13 protein-coding genes and 2 pseudogenes are annotated in these 20,649 nt (G+C 65.6%); 8 read left to right on the forward strand and 7 right to left on the reverse strand.

Annotation, left to right across the window (positions count from 1 at the left end; all coding sequences use genetic code 11):
- Window positions 1-71: 71 nt before the first annotated feature.
- Window positions 72-3,818 (reverse strand): LuxR C-terminal-related transcriptional regulator, encoded by a 3,747-nt coding sequence (locus AB3L03_RS09315; RefSeq protein WP_368508454.1) that lies wholly within the window; start codon window positions 3,816-3,818, stop codon window positions 72-74.
- 41 nt (window positions 3,819-3,859) lie between these two features.
- Between AB3L03_RS09315 and AB3L03_RS09320 the strand changes: the two genes are divergently transcribed.
- Window positions 3,860-4,279: a nuclear transport factor 2 family protein gene (locus AB3L03_RS09320; RefSeq protein WP_231188813.1), complete on the forward strand. Its 420-nt coding sequence runs from the start codon at window positions 3,860-3,862 to the stop codon at window positions 4,277-4,279.
- Window positions 4,280-4,329: 50 nt separating this feature from the next.
- Here AB3L03_RS09320 and AB3L03_RS09325 read toward each other — a convergent pair whose 3' ends face one another.
- The 5 genes from AB3L03_RS09325 to AB3L03_RS09345 are packed head-to-tail and all read right to left on the reverse strand — an operon-like array spanning window position 4,330 to window position 7,899.
- Window positions 4,330-5,097, reverse strand: a complete 768-nt coding sequence (locus AB3L03_RS09325) for a sulfite exporter TauE/SafE family protein (protein ID WP_204513830.1) — start codon at window positions 5,095-5,097, stop codon at window positions 4,330-4,332.
- The gene (locus AB3L03_RS09330; protein WP_085352647.1) at window positions 5,094-6,350 is read right to left on the reverse strand and encodes a CCA tRNA nucleotidyltransferase; all 1,257 of its coding nucleotides are present in this window, start codon (window positions 6,348-6,350) and stop codon (window positions 5,094-5,096) included. Before AB3L03_RS09330 ends, AB3L03_RS09325 begins: the two co-directional genes overlap by 4 nt.
- A gap of 9 nt (window positions 6,351-6,359) precedes the next feature.
- On the reverse strand, window positions 6,360-6,623 hold the full coding sequence (locus AB3L03_RS09335) for a DUF6111 family protein (protein WP_018454951.1): 264 nt from the start codon (window positions 6,621-6,623) through the stop codon (window positions 6,360-6,362).
- Window positions 6,620-7,291, reverse strand: coding sequence for a CoA pyrophosphatase (locus AB3L03_RS09340; RefSeq protein WP_027568565.1), 672 nt, complete (start codon window positions 7,289-7,291; stop codon window positions 6,620-6,622). The genes AB3L03_RS09335 and AB3L03_RS09340 overlap by 4 nt, the downstream gene beginning before the upstream one ends.
- Complete coding sequence (locus tag AB3L03_RS09345) at window positions 7,288-7,899, reverse strand: DUF1285 domain-containing protein (protein WP_018454953.1); 612 nt, start codon at window positions 7,897-7,899, stop codon at window positions 7,288-7,290. The genes AB3L03_RS09340 and AB3L03_RS09345 overlap by 4 nt, the downstream gene beginning before the upstream one ends.
- Window positions 7,900-8,179: 280 nt before the next feature.
- On the opposite strand from AB3L03_RS09345, the gene AB3L03_RS09350 reads away from it, so the two are divergent.
- From AB3L03_RS09350 to AB3L03_RS09380, 7 genes and pseudogenes are all read left to right on the forward strand, one after another.
- Window positions 8,180-9,178 carry an AAA family ATPase gene (locus tag AB3L03_RS09350; protein ID WP_368508455.1) on the forward strand — a complete coding sequence of 333 codons (999 nt, stop codon included), beginning with the start codon at window positions 8,180-8,182 and terminating at the stop codon, window positions 9,176-9,178.
- Complete coding sequence (locus AB3L03_RS09355) at window positions 9,178-10,122, forward strand: DUF58 domain-containing protein (RefSeq protein ID WP_085361320.1); 945 nt, start codon at window positions 9,178-9,180, stop codon at window positions 10,120-10,122. Before AB3L03_RS09350 ends, AB3L03_RS09355 begins: the two co-directional genes overlap by 1 nt.
- Complete coding sequence (locus AB3L03_RS09360; protein WP_368508456.1) at window positions 10,119-12,932, forward strand: DUF4159 domain-containing protein; 2,814 nt, start codon at window positions 10,119-10,121, stop codon at window positions 12,930-12,932. The genes AB3L03_RS09355 and AB3L03_RS09360 overlap by 4 nt, the downstream gene beginning before the upstream one ends.
- 7 nt (window positions 12,933-12,939) lie before the next feature.
- Window positions 12,940-15,000: pseudogene (locus AB3L03_RS09365) on the forward strand (hypothetical protein).
- A 262-nt stretch (window positions 15,001-15,262) separates the two neighbouring features.
- Window positions 15,263-16,309, forward strand: coding sequence for an alpha/beta fold hydrolase (locus AB3L03_RS09370; protein WP_368508457.1), 1,047 nt, complete (start codon window positions 15,263-15,265; stop codon window positions 16,307-16,309).
- Between the two features lie 221 nt (window positions 16,310-16,530).
- Window positions 16,531-16,934, forward strand: a pseudogene (locus AB3L03_RS09375) (DUF2946 family protein).
- A 147-nt stretch (window positions 16,935-17,081) separates the two neighbouring features.
- Window positions 17,082-19,439 (forward strand): TonB-dependent receptor, encoded by a 2,358-nt coding sequence (locus AB3L03_RS09380; protein ID WP_368508458.1) that lies wholly within the window; start codon window positions 17,082-17,084, stop codon window positions 19,437-19,439.
- A 22-nt stretch (window positions 19,440-19,461) separates the two neighbouring features.
- Here the strand turns inward: AB3L03_RS09380 and AB3L03_RS09385 are convergent, their stop codons facing one another.
- Window positions 19,462-20,619: a hypothetical protein gene (locus AB3L03_RS09385; RefSeq protein ID WP_240543335.1), complete on the reverse strand. Its 1,158-nt coding sequence runs from the start codon at window positions 20,617-20,619 to the stop codon at window positions 19,462-19,464.
- Window positions 20,620-20,649: the final 30 nt, after the last annotated feature.

Here is a 20,649-nt window from a genome sequence, read left to right on the forward strand (position 1 = left end):
CAAAGGCGTCGCGTTCCTGAGCCGTGGCTACGGTGACAGTTGCCATTTTCGGTCAATGACGATGCAGCGGTTCAGATCAGCAAATCATGATGCGCAGGTAGAATCGCTTGGTGCGGGCTGTTGGTGCCGTGATCGTCCGCGTGTCCGTTCAGTGCATGAGGGACGAGCTTGACGTTGAACCCGAGGCCTTCTTCCTGACCGGGCGGAACGTGCGCATCCAGCGGATGATTGAACTCTTTCAGTCCGACTATCTCGACGAAAGCAGAAGGAGCTACGCCGCTATCGAACCGGAATACCGGTCCCTGGTCTGCGCCGCCGGTTTCGAACGCAGCCTTGGCCGCGTGTGCGTCGTCTGCGATTGCTGCAGATTGCGCAGCGTGCTGCGAGTTACCGTGGTCCACGGTGGCTGGTTCTGCTGTCTTCACGGTCCCCGCAGCCTGCGAAGCCGAAGAGGGATGCTCGGCGCCATCGCCGGCGCCGTTGCCCGGTTTGCCTCCGTGTTCCGTCGATTCCGTGCTTGCCGCCTTTGCAGATCCTGGCTCCGAAGCGCGTTGCGAGTTGCCGTGGCCCGCGCTGGCGGGCGTTGCGGCGGCCGGATCGATCGCTGCTCCGTCCAGCGGGCTTGCAGCGGCTGAGTGCCCGGATTTTCCGTGTTCCGCGCCGTCTGGTTCTGCCGTTGTCGCTGGTGTTTGCGCGCCTTCGGAAGCCGAAGCGTGATGCTCGCCACCACGGTCGGCGGCGTTGCCCGCTTTGGAGCCAGCTCCAGTCGATTTGCTGGCTGCCGCCTTCGAAGATTCTGGTTCTGAAGCGTGCTGCGCATTGCCGTGACCCGTGCTGGCGGCCGTTGCGGCGCCCGGATCGATCTCGGTTGCGTCTGGTGCGTTTGCAGCGGTTGAGTGCCCGGATTTGCCGTGTTCCGCGCCGTCTGGTTCTGCCTTCTGCGCTGCCCCTCCCTGAGCCTCCGGGTCCTTAGTGTGATGCTCGGCGCCATTGCCGACGCCGTTGCCGGGTTTGCCCCCATCTTCCGTCGACCCCGTGCTTGCCGCCTTTGCAGATCCTGGCTCCGATGCGTGCTGCGGGTTGCCGTGGCCTGCACCGGCGGCTATCGCGGCGCCCGGATCGATCTCGCCTGCGTCTGGTGCGTTTGGGGCGGCGGAGTGCCCGGATTTGCCGTGTTCGGCGCCGCCTGGGTCGGCCTTCTTCGCTGGCCCTCCCGGAGCTTCCGAAGCCGAAGCGTGATGCTCGGCGCCATTGCCGACGCCGTGGCCCGCTTTGGAGCCAGCTTCAGTCGATTCGTCGGCTGCCGCCTTTGCAGACCCCGGCTCCGAAGCGTGCTTCGAGTTGCCGTGACCCGCGTCGGCGGCCGTTGCGACGTCCGGATCGGTCTCGGCTGCGTCCGGTGCTTTTGCAGCATTTGAGTGCCCGGCTTTGCCGTGTTCCGCGCCGTCTGGTTCTGCGTTCTTCGCTGACCCTCCTGGAGCGTCCGAGGCCTTATCGTGATGCTCGGCGTCATGGCCGACGCCGTTGCCCGGTTTGGAGCCAGCTTCAGTCGATGGGTCCGAAGCGTGCTGCGAGTTGCCGTGCCCCGCGCTGTCGGCGGTTACGACGCTGGGTTGGCCGATCTCGTTGGGCCCCGTCGACGAAACGCCGTTGCCCGCATTGATCGGACCATTGTTCGATGCGACATTTGCCGCTGCCGGGGCCGTCGCGCTATGAGCAAGCTCGATGGATGATGCGTGAGCCGACGCGGCAGACGCACCATCGCTCTCTTCCGTTGCATCCGCCGACGCGTCGCTGGAGCTTCTGAGCCTCGTCGACGTCCCCAAGCCGGTCCGGGCCTGCCCGAAATGGAAACCCGAGCCGTTGTTGGCCAGAAGGGCCCAGGCTCCAGCCGTCCCGAGCGTGCTCTCGCTCCCCTCGATACTGGTTTGGACATGATCCTTCGTCAGAGCGGCCTCATCGGTTGCGATCGCCGGTATCAGCGCGGCTTCGAGCTGCTCCAAGGTGGTCGCAACAGCCGCGCCATCTGGCTCGGAGCCGACATCCGCCTCCGCAACGGCCACGATCCCCTCGAGATGGATTTCCAGCAGGCCGCGATCGCCGATATCAAGGATATGATCGGTCGCATTCACATAGACGATCGTCTCGTTGCTTGCGGAGTCGTAGACCCAGGCGAGTGTATGTGGCGGTATAGACTTGGTTGCCGCCGTCATGTGCAGCCAGGCAAGCGCTCCGAAAGCCGCAAGATTGATCCTGCCCGGCCCAGATGCGAAATCGAACACGGCGTCGGAAGAGGTCGACTTGAACTGGTTAGACTCGGAGTCAATCGGGGAGCGATAAACAATTTTTTCAACGTCGCCGCCCCCGCCGACACCGGCATCGTGACCAGGGTCCGCGCCAACAAATTTATGGAGATTGTCACCCGCATCGCCCGGGCCCTTTTCGCCCAGAGCGCCTTCAGCGAGGTTGCCGTTTCCAGTGGTCACAGCGGCGAAAGACAGGCGGACATCGTGCGAAAGGAAACCCGGGGCTGAATTGTCGGCATGATTGGCGGCAGCATGGGTGATCGCGGCCAGTTTTGTGGTCGCACTCTCTTCAGTGACGGCCAGGATGCTGTCGATCGACGCTTGACGAAGGTCATGCGCGTGGGCGGCGAGATGGGGATCCTCCAGTGCGTAGATCAACGCACCGGTGAGAATAGCAAAGTTGCCATACCCTCCATGCATCGACATCGCATTGGAAAGAAGCCGCGGGAATTGATGTTCCGGGGCCGGGTCAACTCCGACCTGTATGTCGTTTGCTCCTCGCAGTAAGGGCACGGGAAGATCGGGCGCGCCCGATCCAGCAGGAGCGTGGTGCGTCCACGCTTTCGCGCCCCCGGATTGCTCGGCCGCGCGTAGCGCTTCCATTGCCGCCGCCGGGTTGGTGATTTGGGCGGCCTTGGCGAACAAGTCTCTGGGCCTGCGTGGGCGGCTCGCCGGATTCCCAGACGACGAGGTGCCGGAGAATCCCTTTTTCCAGGGCTCGTACCCCGCGTGCTCGTCCACGTGGCCGACGCCGTTCTCATCCGGGAAGATGTCGTTCGCTTCCGACGCCTTGAGTTCGTCCGCAATTGCGAGCGCCAGAAATGCCAGGGAGAGCGCGGCCAGGCCGGAGGGCCGTTGCAGCAATGCGATGGTCGCGAGCACAGTTCTGTTGGTGATCTCGAGCTTCTGGAAAATATTGTACAGGTGGACCTTGACCGTCCCGTCGGAAACGTTGAGCTGACGCGCGATCTCCTTGTTCGACATTCCTTCCGCCACGAGTCGTGCGATTTGACGTTCCCGTTGCGTCAACAGCTCCAGCATCCTTTCGACTTTGCTATCGCCGTCCGCCTCCTTGCCGGGTGCGGAGAGATCGGACTTGTCCAGTGCCACGCCGCTCTTCGTCATCAGCCGCAGCGATCGCAGCATCGTGGCGGGAGAGGCATACTTCGAAATTGCGCTGCAGGCGCCGGCTGTGATGGCTGAAGTCAGATCGTGGTCGGTATCGGACTCGGTGAAGAACACCAGGCGCGTGGAGAGCTTCTCCGCCTTCACAATCGCGAGGATCTCGGAGACCGTCAGATCCGGCACCTTGTCGGCAAGAAGCGCGACGTCAGGTGTCAGCTTCCGAATTGCTTCGAGGCAGCTTGTCCGATCGCTGGACGATGCGACAACGTCGAAGTCCGGCTGCGTCCCGAGGACCGACCTCAGTCCCTGCAGAACGATCGGCTGTGGATCGACGATCACGAGCCGGATGGGCTTGAGTATCCCCTGCCTGGCGGACGTGTCCAACATCGACTTTGGCCCTCGGCCCGGTCCCCTATGTCGTTCGCCATATGGCCGTGCCCGGGTGGGATATTAAAATCAAAAAAGGCCTGGCGGTTCCAGAGCCTGACCCAGATTTGGACGCGATGCGAGTGAAAAATATGTCCTTTGACCCGATGGCCGTTGCGGTCGACTGGCTTGATGCCTATCGCGCGGGCGATATCGAAGCGATTTTGGAACTTCATGCCGAGGACGCCGTGGTCCACTGCGGCTGCGCCGGCGGCCAAACCATCACCGGCCGCGAAGCACTTCGTGCCTATTGGGTCGATCACCTCCGGAAATATCCGGCAGGCACGTTGGATGATCTCAATCCCTGGCGCAACGACGGCACCATTATCTCGTACCTCACCAGTGCTGGCGTCATGAGTGCACTTTTGGCATTTGACGCCGCCGGCAGGATCAAGGAACTGGACTGCAGTCCCTCACACTAGACCCGCGGCGTGAACCAAACTGGCAGCGGGACAGCGCCACATCCGATTGATTAGATGAGCTGCCTCGCCCCAGCCGAGATCATCACTACGCCGCCGGTGATCACCGCGACGTCGAGGATCGCGGTGTGGATGTGCACCGGCATCCGCTCGACGAAGGCTTTTGCCAGGAACGCGCCGGGGATTGCGATTGCTCCGATCAGCAGCGCAAAGGCGAGCACCTGTGCGGTCACGGCGCCGGCGAGGCCGAACACCGAGATCTTGATGAGGCCGGTGCCGAGCGAGATCATGGCATCGGTCGCGATCACGGCCGCGCCTTCCAGGCCCGCGGCCATCAGCAGCGACAGCAGGATCACGCCGGAGCCGGAGGTGCCGCCGACCAGCACGCCATAGCCGACCGAGCCGGCCGCAAGCCCAGTGTCGCCGATCTTGACCTGGCGGCGGCGGAGCACACGGCGCAGCGGCACGCTCAGGATCAGCATGGAGCCGATCACCAGCGCCGCGCCCGCATTGGTCAGCCGTGTGTAGCCGTAGGCACCAAGCGCTGTCGTCAGTGCCGCACAGGCCAGCACGATCAGCGCGCGGCGGCGATCGGCATAGCGGAGATAGGCGAGCGCGCGGCTGGAATTGGTGAAGATCGCGGAGATCGCGATGATCGGCACCACCGGTTCGGCGCCGACGAGAGGCACCAGCACCAGCGGCATCAAGGCGCCGGTGCCGTAGCCGGCGAGACCACCGATAATCGAAGCAAACAACGCCATCAACGCGACCAGCAGGAGCTGAAAGATCGAGATGTCGGCGAAGCCTGAGACGATGGTCACGTTCTCTCATCGCGGCTGACGCGTGCCGCAGCTTGATCGGCGATGGAAGCGAGTGCGGCTTCCTCTAGGGGAAAATCCGCCGCAAGCCAAGCGTCCTCCGCGAGCGTCAACACATGTCCGAGCGAGGGTCCTTCCGCCATGCCGCGCGCGATGAAGTCGGCGGCGCGAAGCGGAAATTTCGGCGCAGTCCAGCGCTGCGGCAGCTCGGCGAGCGCACGCCATCGCGACGAGCCGACGTCACCGCCGGCTCTCGCCCAGCCCAGCAACACGCGATCGTGATAGCGATCCGCACCGAGCCGGTAGAGCAGCCGCCGCGCATCGGCTTCGTCCTTGGTGGCCAAGCGCCACCAGCGGTGCCCCATCGAATCCAGCGCCTTGGTTTCCGCATTGGAGAGCCTCAGGCGCGTGGCGACGCGCTTGGCGTCTTCAGTCACCGCGATCGCCAGCGCGGCGAGGCGCCGCGTGCTGCTTGCGGTGAGGCCGAGCTCGCGCTCGATCACGATCATCGCCGCGAGCGGTCCGGTGTAGACCACGCCGCCGGTCAGCGCCTGCAGCAATCCGCCATCGGCCATCGCAAGCGCGGCGGCGGACGCGCCGGGAGCGACCAGAAGCTTCAGCGTCTCCATGCGCAGCCGCTCGGCCGAGAGGCTCGCGAGGCCGGCGCGTCCCCGGATGCAGGCGAGATAGCCGTCGCGGTCGGGATCGCCGGCGCCGAAGGCGGCGTGGATGCGGAAGAAGCGCAGGATGCGCAGGAAATCCTCGGCGATGCGCTGGTCGGGATCACCGATGAAGCGCACGCGCCGCGCGGCCGCATCCGCGATGCCTCCGACGTAATCGTGGACGACGCCGTCGGCATCGACCGAGAGCCCGTTCATCGTGAAGTCGCGGCGCTCGGCGTCCTTCACCCAGTCGCGGCCGAACGCGACCTTGGCCTTGCGGCCGAAGGTCTCGGTATCCTCGCGCAACGTCGTGACTTCGTAAGGTTGCCCGTCGATGACGAGGGTGACGGTGCCGTGGTCGATGCCGGTCGGCACAGCCTTGATGCCGGCAGCTTTGGCGCGCCGCATCACCTCGTGCGGGAGCGCCGTGGTCGCGATGTCGATGTCGCCGGGGACGAGGCCGAGCAGCGCGTTGCGCACGGCGCCGCCGACAACCCGCGCCTCCTCGCCATCCGCATTGAGCAATTGCAGGACGCGCGCGGTGCCACCCGAAATCAGCCAGGGCGCATCGGCGAGCATGGGCACCGCGCTCATCGGCCGGCCCTATCTTTCCACGCCCGGCACGAGCTTGCCGTTCTCGACATGGGCGGGGACATAGGTCGAATCCGGTGCGGCGCCGGAGAAATGCGCAAAGCCGATCAGCCCGGCGATCACCAGCACGAGCGCCGCCAGCATGAGACGCGCGACGATGGTGATCGGCCAGGACGATTGCACGAACAGGCCGGAACGCGTGGCGGCCAGGAACAGCGCATAGACGGCAAAGGGAACGAGGAAGATTCCGATCTCGGTCAGGATCGGCCGAATCATGACGAATAGATCCGCTCATAGAGCACACGGAGCATGCCGGCCGTCGCGCCCCAGATGTAGCGTTCGGCAAACGGCATCGCGTAGTAGGACCGCTCCATGCCGCGGAATTCCTTGCTGTGCACCTGGTGGTTGGCCGGGTTCATCAGGAAGGATAGCGGCACTTCGAACGCATCATCAACCTCGGAATGGTTGATCGTCAGCTCAAAGCCCGGGCGCACCCTGGCCACCGTCGGCAGGATGCGGAAGCCGAAGCCGGTGCCGTAGAGATCGAGATAGCCGATCGGCTCGACGAAGTCGCGCGACAGCCCGACCTCCTCCTCGGCCTCGCGCAGCGCCGCATCGAGCGGCGAGCGGTCGGTTGCGTCGATCTTGCCGCCGGGGAATGCGATCTGGCCGGCATGGTCGTTCAGATGCGCCGAACGCTGCGTCAGCAGAATTGTCGGCTCGGGATGATCGACCACCGCGATCAAGACCGCCGCCGGCCGCACCGGCTGCTCGCGCGCGATGATCTCGAGCATCTTGTCGGTGCCGGGATCGCCCGAGGCCGGAATGATGTTGGGATCGTAGAGGCCGGGCGGAACGTCGAAGCCGAGCCGCGCGGCGGAGCGGGCGAAGAAATCCGCCGCACCGATCACGGCGGGATCGTTCCTGGAGATAGGCTTGTTCAAAGCGCGGCCCTCACCTGCTCCGCATCGGCCATGGCGAAGAACTCGCCGGCCGACTCGACACCGAACATCGGCTGGCCATCGACCATCCGCTCCTCACCCATGTCAACCAGATCGTAATAGAGCGCGCGGGTGACCTTGGCCCAGAGCTCGGCGCGGATATGCAGATAGGGCGTCAGCCCGCCGTCCTTGGCCTGCTCGAAGCGCAGCCGGTGCGCCGCATCGCAGGTGACCCAGTCGTCGACATTGGTGCGGAAGCGGAGCACGCGATGGTTGGCATCGCCGTCCTTCTGCATCTCGACCGCCATGAACGGCGCGTCGTCGACGCGAATGCCGACCTTCTCCACCGGCGTGACGAGGAAATGCTTGTCGCCTTCGCGCTTGAGGATGGTCGAGAACAGGCGAACCAAGGCATGACGGCCGATTGGCGTCCCCAAATAGAACCAAGTACCATCTGACGCGATTCGAATGTCGAGATCGCCGCAAAACGGCGGATTCCACAAATGCACCGGAGGCAGGCCCTTTTTGGCGCCTTCGGCATCGGCAGCAGTTTTGGCAGCGGCAGTCAGCCCCTCAAGACCGCGATCGGCGCTCTGCCCTTGGTTCGCCATGGTTTGCCCTGACTTTGTCATTTGGCACGATCGGTCATTTGGCACGATTGGTGCAGGTTTACGTTGTATCCGGGTACTCGGTTCCACCCCGCATTCGTCCGGTGTGGAGGTCGCCACTTCGTGATGCCCTACATATCCCTAAGCCGATAAGGTGGGGATAGGTTAATTCAACGAATACATGGCCTTCCTGCAAGTCTAGCATAGGGCCCACGTCTTGAGTTGAGGACGTGATGACATGACGACGCAAGCGAGCTGCATGGCAGGCTGAAGGAGCTAACGGATGGCGGAGAGTGTCGAGAAGCTCGAAGACGGAATCGTCCGTTCGGCCGAGCAGGTGTCGAGCCAGATCTGCGCGGCAAAGGATGCGATCGCGTCCGTCATCTTCGGCCAGGATCGCGTGATCGAGAACACGCTGGTCACCATCCTCTCCGGCGGCCATGCGCTGTTGATCGGTGTCCCCGGTCTGGCCAAGACCAAGCTGGTCGAGACGCTCGGCATCACCCTCGGCCTCGATGCCAAGCGCATCCAGTTCACGCCCGATCTGATGCCGTCGGACATTCTCGGCGCCGAAGTGCTGGACGAGAGCACCTCCGGCAAGCGTGCCTTCCGCTTCATCTCCGGCCCCGTGTTCGCGCAACTGCTGATGGCCGACGAGATCAACCGCGCCAGCCCGCGCACGCAGTCGGCGCTGCTGCAGGCGATGCAGGAGCAGCACATCACCGTTGCCGGCGCGCGTCACGATCTGCCGAAGCCGTTCCACGTGCTCGCCACGCAAAACCCGCTGGAGCAGGAAGGCACCTATCCGCTGCCCGAAGCCCAGCTCGACCGTTTCCTGATGGAGATCGACGTCGACTATCCCGACCGCGACGCCGAGCGCCGCATCCTGTTCGAGACCACCGGCGCCGACGAGACGCTGGCGAAGGGCTCGATGACACCTGATGCACTCATCACCGCGCAGCGACTGATCCGGCGCCTGCCGGTCGGCGATTCCGTGGTCGAGGCGATCCTGTCGCTGGTGCGCTCGGCCCGTCCGGGTCCGGACGGCGGCGACACCAGCAAGTTCATCGCCTGGGGACCGGGCCCGCGCGCCAGCCAATCGCTGATGCTCGCGGTGCGCGCTCGCGCGCTGATCGACGGCCGCCTCGCGCCCTCAATCGACGACGTGCTCGACCTCGCCGAGCCCGTGCTGAAGCACCGCATGGCGCTGACGTTCCAGGCGCGCGCCGAAGGCCGCACGATTCCGGACGTGATCCGGCAATTGAAGACACGGATCGGTTGATGGCGACGGAGAACGGGCACACAGCAAAGGAGGTCATCGCGATCCGACGTGCCGATGGCGAAAGCCGTACGCTCGCCGCTTCGCTGCCGCGCCTGGTGCTCGAGGCCCGCCGTATCGCCGCCAACGTCATCCACGGCCTGCACGGCCGCCGCCGCGCCGGGTCTGGCGAAAATTTCTGGCAATACCGCCGCTTCGTCTCCGGCGAACCGTCGCAGAATGTCGACTGGCGGCGCTCGGCGCGCGACGATCTCCTCTATGTCCGCGAGCTCGAATGGGAAGCCTCGCATACGGTCTGGATCTGGCCCGATCGTTCGCCCTCGATGGCGTTCGCGTCAAAGCAGGCGCGTGAATCCAAGCTCGAGCGGACGCTGATCGTCGCCTTCGCGCTGGCCGAGCTGCTGGTCTCCGGCGGTGAACGCGTCGGCATTCCCGGGCTGATGGCACCGACCGCGAGCCGCAGCGTCATCGACAAGATGGCGCAGGCGATGCTGCATGACGATGCCGATCGCTTGAGCCTGCCGCCCTCCTTCGTGCCCGCGGCGCTGGCCGAGACGATCGTGCTGTCGGACTTCTGGTCGCCGCTCTCCGAGATCAGGACCACGCTCGCCGGCCTGTCCGGCTCCGGCGCGCATGGCACGCTGGTGCAGGTCGTCGATCCCGCCGAGGAATCATTTCCCTATTCCGGCCGCGTCGAGTTCGTCGAGCCCGAGGGGTTCGGCGTGATCACCGCCGGCCGCGCCGAGAGCTGGGCGCAGGATTACACCGCGCGGCTCGCGCTGCACCGCGACCAGATCCGCGCCGAGACCAACAAGCTCGACTGGCTGTTCACGACGCATGCGACCGACCGCTCGGCCGCCGAGCTCTTGCTGTTCCTGCATGCCGGCATGCAGGTGAGCAAATCGGGCGCGCGCACCACAACGATCAAGGCGGGGCCGGCAGCATGATGGGACTGCCGCTCGCCTTCACCGAACCGCTGCTCCTGATCGGCCTCGTCAGCCTGCCGGTGCTGTGGTGGCTGTTGCGCGTGATGCCGCCGCGGCCGCGCCGGATCGAGTTTCCGCCGACGCGCCTGCTGTTCGACATCGCACCGCGCGAAGAGACCCCGTCGCGAACGCCGTGGTGGTTGACCGCATTGCGGCTGCTGGCTGCGGCACTGGTCATTTTCGCCGCCGCCGGTCCGATCTGGAATCCGCAAACAGGCGCGGCCGCCAGCAAGGCGCCGCTGATGATCATGTTCGACGACGGCTGGAGCGCGGCCTCGAACTGGGACATCCGGATCAGGGCCGCCGACGAATTGATCGCCAGTGCCGAGAACGACCGCCGTGCGATCGCGCTGGTGCCGCTGTCCGAGCCGAACCGCGATATCACATTGATGCCGGCGGGCGCCGCGCGCGTCGCGCTGCGGCAGCTGACGCCAAAGCCGTATTCGATCGAACGCGTCGAGACCCTGACCGCAATCGATCGCTTCCTGAAAGCAACCGGCGACTGCGAGATCGCCTGGCTCTCCGACAGCGTCGATACCGGTCGCGGCGAGGAATTCGTGACTGGCCTCGGCAAGACCATCGGCGATCGCAGCCTGACCGTGTTCGAAGGCGGCACCTCCTCAGCCCTAGCCCTGGTCGCGGCCGAGAACGCCGCAGCCAGGATGACGGTGAAGGTGCTGCGCACCGACGGCGGCATCGCCATCGGCACCGTGCGCGCGCTGGACCAGAAGGCCTCGCCGATCGGCGAGGCGCGTTATTCGTTCGGCCCGCAGGACAAGGAAACCGAAGCGTCGTTCGATCTGCCGGTCGAGCTGCGCAACGACATCACGCGGCTGGAAATTGCCGGTGAGCGCTCCGCCGGCGCAGTGCAGCTGCTCGACAAGCGCTGGCGCCGCCGCGCCATCGGCATCGTCTCGGGCTCGACCAGCGAGACCGCGCAGCCGCTGCTGGCGCCGACCTTCTATCTCACCCGTGCGCTGGCGCCGTTCGCCGACGTGCGGCTTGCCGACAAGGGCTCGCCGCAGCAGGGCATCACGCAGTTCCTCGATCAGAAGCTGCCGATGATCATCCTTGCCGATGTCGGCACCATCGCCCCTGAAATCCGCGAGCGTCTCAATGCCTGGATCGACCAGGGCGGCGTGCTGGTGCGGTTCGCCGGTCCGCGGCTGGCGCAGGCCGAGGACGATCTCGTCCCGGTCAAGCTGCGCAAGGGCGGCCGGACGCTCGGCGGCAGCCTGACCTGGGAAAAGCCGCAACATCTTGCCTCCTTTGCCGCCGATGGTCCGTTTGCCGGCGTCGTGGTCCCCAAGGACGTCACCATAAGCCGCCAGGTGCTGGCCGAGCCCGACGCCGTGCTCGCCACCAAAAGCTGGGCGTCGCTGGAAGACGGCACGCCGCTGGTAACAGGCGAGCATCGCGGCAAGGGCGTCGTCAGCCTGTTCCACGTCAGCGCCGACATGCGCTGGTCGGATCTGCCGATGTCGGGCACCTTCGTCGAAATCCTGCGGCGTGTCGTCGACATGTCCGGCTATACCGCGAAGCCGGGTCCAGGCGTTGCCACCGAGGCGACCGTCGAAACGGTGGCGCCGTTGCACATCCTCGATGGCTTTGGCGCGTTCGGTCCGCCGCCGGCTGCCGCAAAGCCGCTGCCCGCGGATTATCGCGACCGCGCCACACCCGATCATCCGCCGGGCTTCTATGGTCCGGCAGAAGGACCGCTCGCCGTGAACACGCTTGCCAGCGCCGACCGTATCGCAGCCCTGAACACCACGAGCCTGCGCGCCCGGCATGCCACCTACACCAACGCCGAGCCGCAGGACTTGCGCGGTTGGCTGCTATCGACGGCGCTCGCGCTGTTCCTGATCGACGCCATCATCGTCGCGGTACTCGGCGGCGGCCTTGCCGCGCTGGTGCGCCGCCGCGCCGCGCCCGCGATGATCGTCTTTGGGCTGGTGCTCGCAGGTCTCGCCTCGTTCGTGCCGACGCCGTCGCATGCGGACAGCGCGTCCGACGAGTTCGCGATGAAGGCGGTGTCGCAGACCCGCCTCGCTTATGTCGTGACCGGCAATGCCGACGTCGATTCCATCGTCAGGGCCGGGCTATCCGGACTGACGCTGTTCCTGGCGCAGCGCACCGCGCTTGAGGCCGGCGATCCCGTCGGCATCGACCCGGCGCGCGACGAACTCGCTTTCTTCCCGCTGATCTACTGGCCGATCGTGCCGGGCGCGCCCAAGCCGTCGCGGGACGCCATCAACAAGATCGACGCCTATATGAAGCAGGGCGGCACCGTGCTGTTCGACACCCGCGACGCGGTCGAAGCGCCACCCGGCGCGAACGGCGCCGCGCAGACCCCGGCCATGCAGACGCTCCGCGAGATCCTGTCCTCGCTCGACGTGCCCGAGCTGGAGCCGGTGCCGCGGGAGCACGTGCTGACCAAGACCTTCTATCTGTTGCGCGACTTCCCCGGCCGCTTCAGCACCGGCCAGACCTGGGTCGAGACCTTGCCGCGCGAAGACGACGAGGACAGCGCGCAGCGGCCGGCACGCGGCGGCGACGGCGTCTCGCCGATCATCATCACCTCGAACGACCTGGCCGGCGCCTGGGCCGTGCGGCCCGACGGCCAGTCCATGCTGCCGGTGATCGGCGGCGACCCCCGCCAGCGCGAATTCGCCTACCGCGCCGGCGCCAACATCGTGATGTACACGCTGACGGGCAACTACAAGGCCGACCAGGTGCACGCACCGGCCCTGATCGAACGGCTGGGGCAGTAGGATCGATATGAATTACGGCATCGCATTCACGCCGCTTGTTCCCACGATCGTGCTGTGGCTCGCGCTGGCCGCGATCGTCGTCATCGCGCTCGTGCTGCTGCTGGCGCGGGCGCGCGGCGCTGCCGTGCGCGTGGCCGCGCTGGCGCTGTTCCTGCTGGCGCTCGCCAATCCCTCCTTTACCCGCGAGGACCGCGATCCTCACCTCGGTCGCCGCAATCGTCGTCGACAAGAGCCCGAGCCAGAATTTCGGCAACCGCATCGCGAGGCTGCGACGGCGCAGGAAGCGCTGGTCGACAGCCTGAAGAAGATCAAGGGGCTCGAGGTCCGCGTCGTCGATGCCGGACAGGCTGACGGCGAGACCGACGGCACCAAGCTGTTCGGGGCGCTGGCCTCGGCCTTGTCGGACGTGCCGGTCGACCGCGTCGCCGGTGCGTTCCTGATCACCGACGGCCGCGTCCACGACATTCCGGCCAACGCCGCCGGGCTCGGCTTCCAGGCGCCGGTGCACGCGCTGATCACGGGGCAGAAGGACGAGCGCGACCGCCGTATTGCGGTCATCGCCGCGCCGCGCTTCGGCATCGTCGGGCAGCCCCAGACCATCACCTACCGCCTCGACGACCAGGGCGTCAGCGGCGAGCGCGCCAAGGTCACCGTCCGCAGGGACGGCGAGGTCATCAACGAGCGCACGCTTTCGAGCGGCCAGGCCGCACGCGTCGACGTCGACATCAAGCATTCCGGGCCGAACATCGTCGAGATCGAGGCCTCGCCGCTCGAGCGGGAATTGACGCCGGTGAACAACCGCGCCGTCGTCGCCATCGACGGTGTGCGCGACAAGCTGCGCGTGCTGCTGGTCTCAGGCGAGCCGCATTCCGGCGAGCGCACCTGGCGCAATCTGCTCAAGTCCGATGCCAGCGTCGATCTCGTCCACTTCACCATTCTGCGGCCGCCGGAGAAGCAGGACGGCACACCGATCAATGAATTGTCGCTGATCGCGTTTCCGACCCGCGAGCTGTTCCAGCAGAAGATCAACGAATTCCAGCTGATCATCTTTGACCGCTATGCCCGCCAAGGCGTGCTGCCGATCGCCTATTTCGACAACATCGCACGCTACGTGCGTTCCGGCGGCGCGGTGCTGGTCTCGGCCGGCCCCGACTACGCGTCCAACACCAGCATCTGGCGCACGCCGCTGGATTCGGTGCTGCCGGCCGAACCGGTCGGGGTGACGGAAAAACCGTTCTACGCCCATCTGTCCGACGTCGGCAAACGCCATCCCGTCACGCGTGGCCTCGAGGGCTCCGCCTCCGAGCCGCCGCGCTGGAGCCGGTTCTTCCGCACCGTCGATACCCGCAATGCGGTCAACCCGCCGGTCATGACGGGCGTCGACGGCAAGCCGCTGCTGTTCCTGTCGCGTTTCGGCGAGGGCCGCGTCGCACTGCTGCTCTCCGACCACATCTGGCTGTGGGCGCGCGGCTATGAAGGTGGCGGCCCGCATCTCGATCTGTTGCGGCGGATGTCGCACTGGCTGATGAAGCAACCTGATCTGGACGAGGAAGCGTTGCGCCTGCAGGTGCAGGGCAAGAATCTCGTGGTGGTGCGCCAGACCATGGCGGACAGCGTCCAGCCGGTGAGTGTGACCTCGCCGTCGGGCGTGTCGCGCGACCTGACGCTTGCAGCGGGCGATCCCGGCGAATGGCGCGCCAGCCTGCCGGCGAGCGAGCTCGGCCTGTGGCAGGCCACCGACGGCACGCTGAAGGCGCTGATCAATGTCGGCCCGACCAATCCGAAGGAGTTTTCGGAAGTCACCTCCACCACCGAGACGTTGAAGCCGCTGACCCAGGCGACCGGCGGTGACGCCGTGCGCGTGGTCGACGGCGCCAGCGTCGAGCTGCCGCGCATCCTGCCGGTCCGCTCGGCGAGCGTCTTCCATGGCGACGGCTGGATGGGCGTGCGGATGCGCGACGCCAGCGTGGTGAAGGGCGTCGGCGTGCTGCCGATCTTCGCTGGCGTGATCGGGTTGCTGCTGCTGCTCGGAGCATTCGCCGCGACCTGGCTGCGCGAAGGGCGGTAGGCGGCTTACTCGCCTCCGTTCGCTTCCCCTTAGTCAGATAAAATCCCCATCCTCCCTTCTTCGCCGGAAGCTCCATAGCACCTTCGCCCCCGAACTCGGTCGAATGTAGCGCGTTGTGAAATCTGGGGCCGGTTCTTCCTCGGCGCTGGGCAGGCGCGTCCCTGTCCAGGCATCGCTCCCCGCGGACAAGAGCAGTTCTCGACGGAGCCTTCGCAGCACCCAAACCGCGCGAGCGCTCAGTGAGAAGCGGAGTTACTCGACCATGACAGACCGACTTCAACCGATCAGTTCTGAAGCCGAACTATCGCTCGACCAGCGCACGTTCAGCTCGCCTCGTCAGACAACGCGCTACATCGAGTGCGGGCCGGCCGACGGACCGTTGATGATCTTCGTCCATGGCTGGCCGAGCATCAGTTTGATGTGGCGCGCGCAGATGGAAGCGTTTGCCGCCGACGGTTGGCACTGCGTCGCTCCCGATCTGCGCGGCTACGGCGGCTCTTCCACGCCCGCAGCCAACGACGCCTATACCATCGAGGAAATCGTGACGGACATGGCCGAACTCCATGATGACTTGGGCGGCAAGCCTGCGATCTGGGTTGGCCACGACTGGGGCTGTGTTGTGGTCGGTGAGTTGGTCGCGCATCAGCCAAAGCGCAGCCGCGGAGTCGTGCTGACCTCGCTGGCGTATCAACCCGACGGGCACGCCCTGCGCACAGCCGTCCCGCTGGTCGACCGGACGATTTATCCGGTCGACCAATATCCGGATGGCCAATGGGATTACTACCGTTACTACAACACGCACTTCGAGGCGGCAGTCGCCGACCTCGATGCAGACTTGGCAGCATCGCTGGCGTCGATCTTTCGGCCAGGCGACCCCGCCGGCATCGGCAAGGTTTCGCCGAATGCGATGGTCACGCGCAATGGAGGGCGCTTTGGCGCCGCGCACCGCGCTCCGCCGACTGAGCCCGATTCGGCTCTCTGGCCGCCGGCGGACTTCGACGTGCTGGTGCAGACGTTCAAGGCTCATGGCTTCCGCCCATCCTGCGCGTGGTACATGAACGACGACGCCAACATCGCCTATGCGCGCAAGGCACTCAATGGCGGCCGCCTGTCGCAGCCGGTGCTGTTCGTTAACGGCGACTTTGATCAGATCTGCAGCATCACCGGAAATCGCCAAGGTGACCCGATGCGCGCCACCTGCCCGGACCTGACCGTAACGAGCATGCCCGCAGGGCATTGGCTGCCGCTGGAGCGCAAGGCAGAACACATCGAGGCCATCCGCACCTGGCTCCGGAGCAAAAAGCTCTGATGCCACCTGCTCGCGCTGACACTGAGTCCAATCGCCGTCCGCGTAAGCCGTTTGACAGGTCCTCAGCCTAGGCTTTCAGTTGCCTGCACGACACGGCAAGGAGCCGGCCCGCGCGGGTCGGCTCGACAGCGGTTGACATCCGCTGACGGATTGCGCGATGTTACATTATAACATCGCGGGATCAGGGGATGATACCTCGCGATGTGGGGTGGCGTTTCCAGATGAAGTGGTTCCGGTCGAATATCAGGCACGGCGCCCGGCTCGCGATCTTCGCGATGCTGGTGCAGTTCGCGCTGACGTTCGGCCACAGCCATTGGTTCGCCCAGGCGGCTCCCCTCGCCCAGTCCTCGCTGCAGCAGACCGACGGCGCCCAAGCTCCCGCTTCGATCGACCGTTCCGCGGTCGAGAGGCATCGCCATTGGCTCCCGACAGGGAGCAACCGGGCGAGGACAATTGCGCGATCTGCGCATTGGTCGCGATGGCGGGCACCGTCTTGTTCGCGGCGCCGCCTGTGTTGCTGCTGCCGCAGGCGATCGACCTGCTCTACCGCACCACCGACGCCGAATTCGTCCACCTGAAATCGGCCGGTACGGCATTCCAGCCCCGCGCCCCTCCCGCGTCCTGACTTCCACAACGCTTGATCACGCCCGGGCTCGCCGCTTTCAGGCGCATTCCCGGGAGCAGCTGAAGTCGAATTCCGTCGCGCAGCGACGGCAGGCCGCCTCCGATCAGCAGACGAACATGCGGACGGCGCCTGACTGGAATCAGGACCATGTCATTCAAATTGCGGCGCGCGCAGCGCCTTGGCGGAGCAAGCCTGCTCCTGCTCGGCGCCGCCACCTCGGCGCTGGCCGAGGATAAGTCATCGACCGAGATCCCCGCCGTCACCGTGACGGCTCCGAGCCCCATCGTGCGCAGGGCGGTGGTGCCGACCCGCAACCCCGGTCGTCCCACCCGAACCGCGCGGGCACGCAGCCACCAACGCGCTGCGGACGCCACGCCGGCAACCTCCACGCCGGCCGCACCTCAGCAGGGCGTGCTGCCCATCGTGACCAACCAGTTCGCGACGGTCACGGTGGTGCCGAACGAAGAGATCCGCCGCGAGGGCGGCGGCCAGCTCGGCGACCTTCTGTTCTCGAAACCCGGCATCACCGGATCGAGCTTCGCGCCCGGCGCCTCCAGCCGGCCGATCATCCGGGGACTCGACGTCAACCGCATCGGCATCGTCGAGAACGGCACCAATGCCGGCGGCGCCTCCGATCTCGGCGAGGATCACTTCGTTCCAATCGATCCGCTCGCGACCAACCAGGTCGAGGTGGTACGCGGGCCGGCTGCGCTGCGCTATGGCTCGACCTCGATCGGCGGCGTCGTCAGCGCCACCAACAACCGGATTCCCGACGCGCTCCCGACCTGCGCTCCGTCGTTCCAGACCTACGGCATGCCGACGAAGGCACCGCTCGCAGCGGCCGCGACTTCGCCTTGCGTCACCGCCGAGACGCGCAGCGCGTTCAGTTCGGTCGACCGCGGCGTCGAAAGCGGCGTGCTGCTCGACACGGGCGGCGGCAATTTTGCCTTCCATGCCGACGTCTACGGGCGCAACACCACCGACTACAGCATCCCGAGCTACCCGTACCTCGCCGACCAGACCCGGCCCGTCGCCAACGGACGCCAGCCCAACTCGGCGACGCGCTCAGACGGCGCCTCGATCGGCGGCTCCTACTTTTTCCAGGGCGGCTATATCGGCGCGGCGATCGCGCAGAACGACTCCCTGTACCACATCCCCGGCATCGACGGCGCCGACCACAACACGCGGATCGACGCCCATCAGACCAAGATCAACGTCAAGGGCGAGTACCATCCCGACGCTACGGCGATCGACGTCGTTCGCTTCTGGGCCGGCGCGACCGATTACCGGCACAACGAGATCGGGCTTGCCGATCCCGCCGATTCCAACACGGACGGCGTGCGGCAGACCTTCACCAACAAGGAGCAGGAGATCCGCACCGAGGTGCAGCTGATGCCGTTCAACGCGCGCTTCGCCGAGGTGACGACGGCGCTGGGCTTCCAGGTCGGCCATCAGGAATTGAGCGCGCCGAGCCCGGACAATCCGGGCACGCTGTTCAACGGCCTGTGGGCCCCGAACAACAGCACGCGCGTTGCCGGTTACGCGTTCAACGAGTTCAAGTTCACGGACGCGACGCGGGCGCAGATCGCCGGCCGCATCGAGCATGTCGAGCTGCACGGCACGACGCCGGATTTTCCCGCGGACTTCCTGCCCGACGGCACGCCGCAGGCGGGTATCGGTCGCAATCCGTCCTTCACGCCGAAGAGCGGCAGCATCGGCCTGTTGCAGGACCTGCCGGGCGGCCTGGTCGGCAGCATCACCGCGCAATATGTCGAGCGCGCGCCGAAGGCGGCGGAGCTGTTCTCGCGCGGCGCACATGATGCGACCGCGACCTTCGACATCGGCAACCCCAACCTCACCATCGAGACCGCGAAATCCGTGGAGGTCGGCCTGCGCAAGGCAACGGGACCGTTCCGCTTCGAGGCGACGGTCTACTACACGCATTTCAACAACTTCATCTATCGCCGTCTCACCGGCGTGATGTGCGACGACGACTTTGCCTCGTGCGGCACGCCCGGCGCCGAGGTGAACCAGGCGGTCTATTCGCAGCGGGACGCGAACTTCCGCGGCGGCGAATTCCAGTCGCAGCTCGACGTCGGTGCATTCCAGGGCGGCATCTGGGGCATCGAGAACCAGTTCGACGTGGTCCGGGCCACCTTCACCGACGGCACCAATGTGCCGCGCATTCCGCCGGTGAGACTGGGCGGCGGCGTGTTCTGGCGCGACGACAACTGGCTGATGCGCGTTAATCTGTTGCACGCCTTCGCTCAGAACAACGTCGCGGTGATCGCGGAGACGCCGACGCCGGGCTACAATCTCTTGAAGGCCGAGGTGAGCTACAAGACCAAGCTCAACCCGAATGCATTCGGCGCGCGCGAGATGCTGCTCGGCCTCGTCGGCAACAATCTGTTGAACGAAAACATCCACAACTCGGTGTCCTACACCAAGGACGAGGTGTTGATGCCCGGCATCGGGGTACGGGCGTTCGCGAACTTCAAGTTCTGAAAGCGCGATAGCTAGCCGGACTTCATCGTGCTGTGGCTGAGGCGGCCGCTTCGGGGGCCCCCTCTGATGCCTCCTGAAACAGCACGGCAAACAGCAGGGTCCACAATGTCAGGAGAGAAATAGGGATCGTGTAGTACGGCGTCGCGATCGGATAGGTGAAGAAGAAGGCGAGGTTGAGCGCCAGATTGGCGATCGTGAGCAGCGCGACGCGGCGAATGCCGTTCGCCTGCCGCAACAGCCAGATCGAGCCTGCGATTCCGATGACGATCAGCAAGGTCTGGAGCGGATCGGCCAGATAGTCCCGGACCACCGCGAACGAAAAATCCAGTGGCCTGACATCGGGATTGTTGCCGTAGGTCGATGCGAACGGACTGCCGGCGTTGACGGCGTAAGAGACGATGGTCGGGATCACGCCGGCCAGCAACGCGACGCCGAACACAAGCCCCTGCAAGAACCGGGACATCGTCCGCTTCGCAAGAAACGCGACGAGGAGAAAGAGACCATAGCCCGACGCCAGGAAAAGGTTGGCCAATCGAAAGTCGACGGTCAATCCGAGCAGGAAACCGATTGGCGCCAGCAGCCAGATATTCGGTTGAGATCGCGGGCCCGCCAGCCATCGCGCCGTGAGACATCCTACGAGCGCGCACACGACGACCGTCGGGGCCATCGAATAGCTCGCCTTGACCGGATTGACCATCAGGTAGATCGCAAGACAGCCGAACGTCCCGGCCATCAGGACCAACCTCATGCTGCGCGCGAGAGAAAGCGCAAACAGCGCAAAGCCCAGGACGACAATGGTCGCCAGCATGTACATGGGCGCGACCTGGTGCCCTGGCGGAAACAACGCCAACACGAGGCCGACGCCCGGCGGGTATTGAATGACGACCTTCCCCGTGGCCGGCATCAGATTGTGACATGGCGCCGCGGTCGTATCGTTCCAGTCGGGGTAGCCGATCTCCTTCAGCTTTGCTTTCTGATAGCCATCGTCGTCGCGGGTGAGGCTGGTGTCGAATCCCTCCACCAGCCCGAATCTCTGGAACAGATGCGCCTGCCGCAGGTAGCAGATGTCGTCATAGACGCCGCGCGCCTCGTTCCATCGCATCATGGTCCAGAAATGGCCGACCAGCACCGCGAGAAACAACACGACGAAGAAGGCTTTGCTGGTGTGGATCTTCTTCATCGGGATCATGCTGGGGCGGGAGGCGGCTGC

Origin of the sequence: Bradyrhizobium lupini, from assembly GCF_040939785.1 — a bacterium.
Taxonomy (GTDB): Bacteria; Pseudomonadota; Alphaproteobacteria; order Rhizobiales; family Xanthobacteraceae; genus Bradyrhizobium; species Bradyrhizobium canariense_D.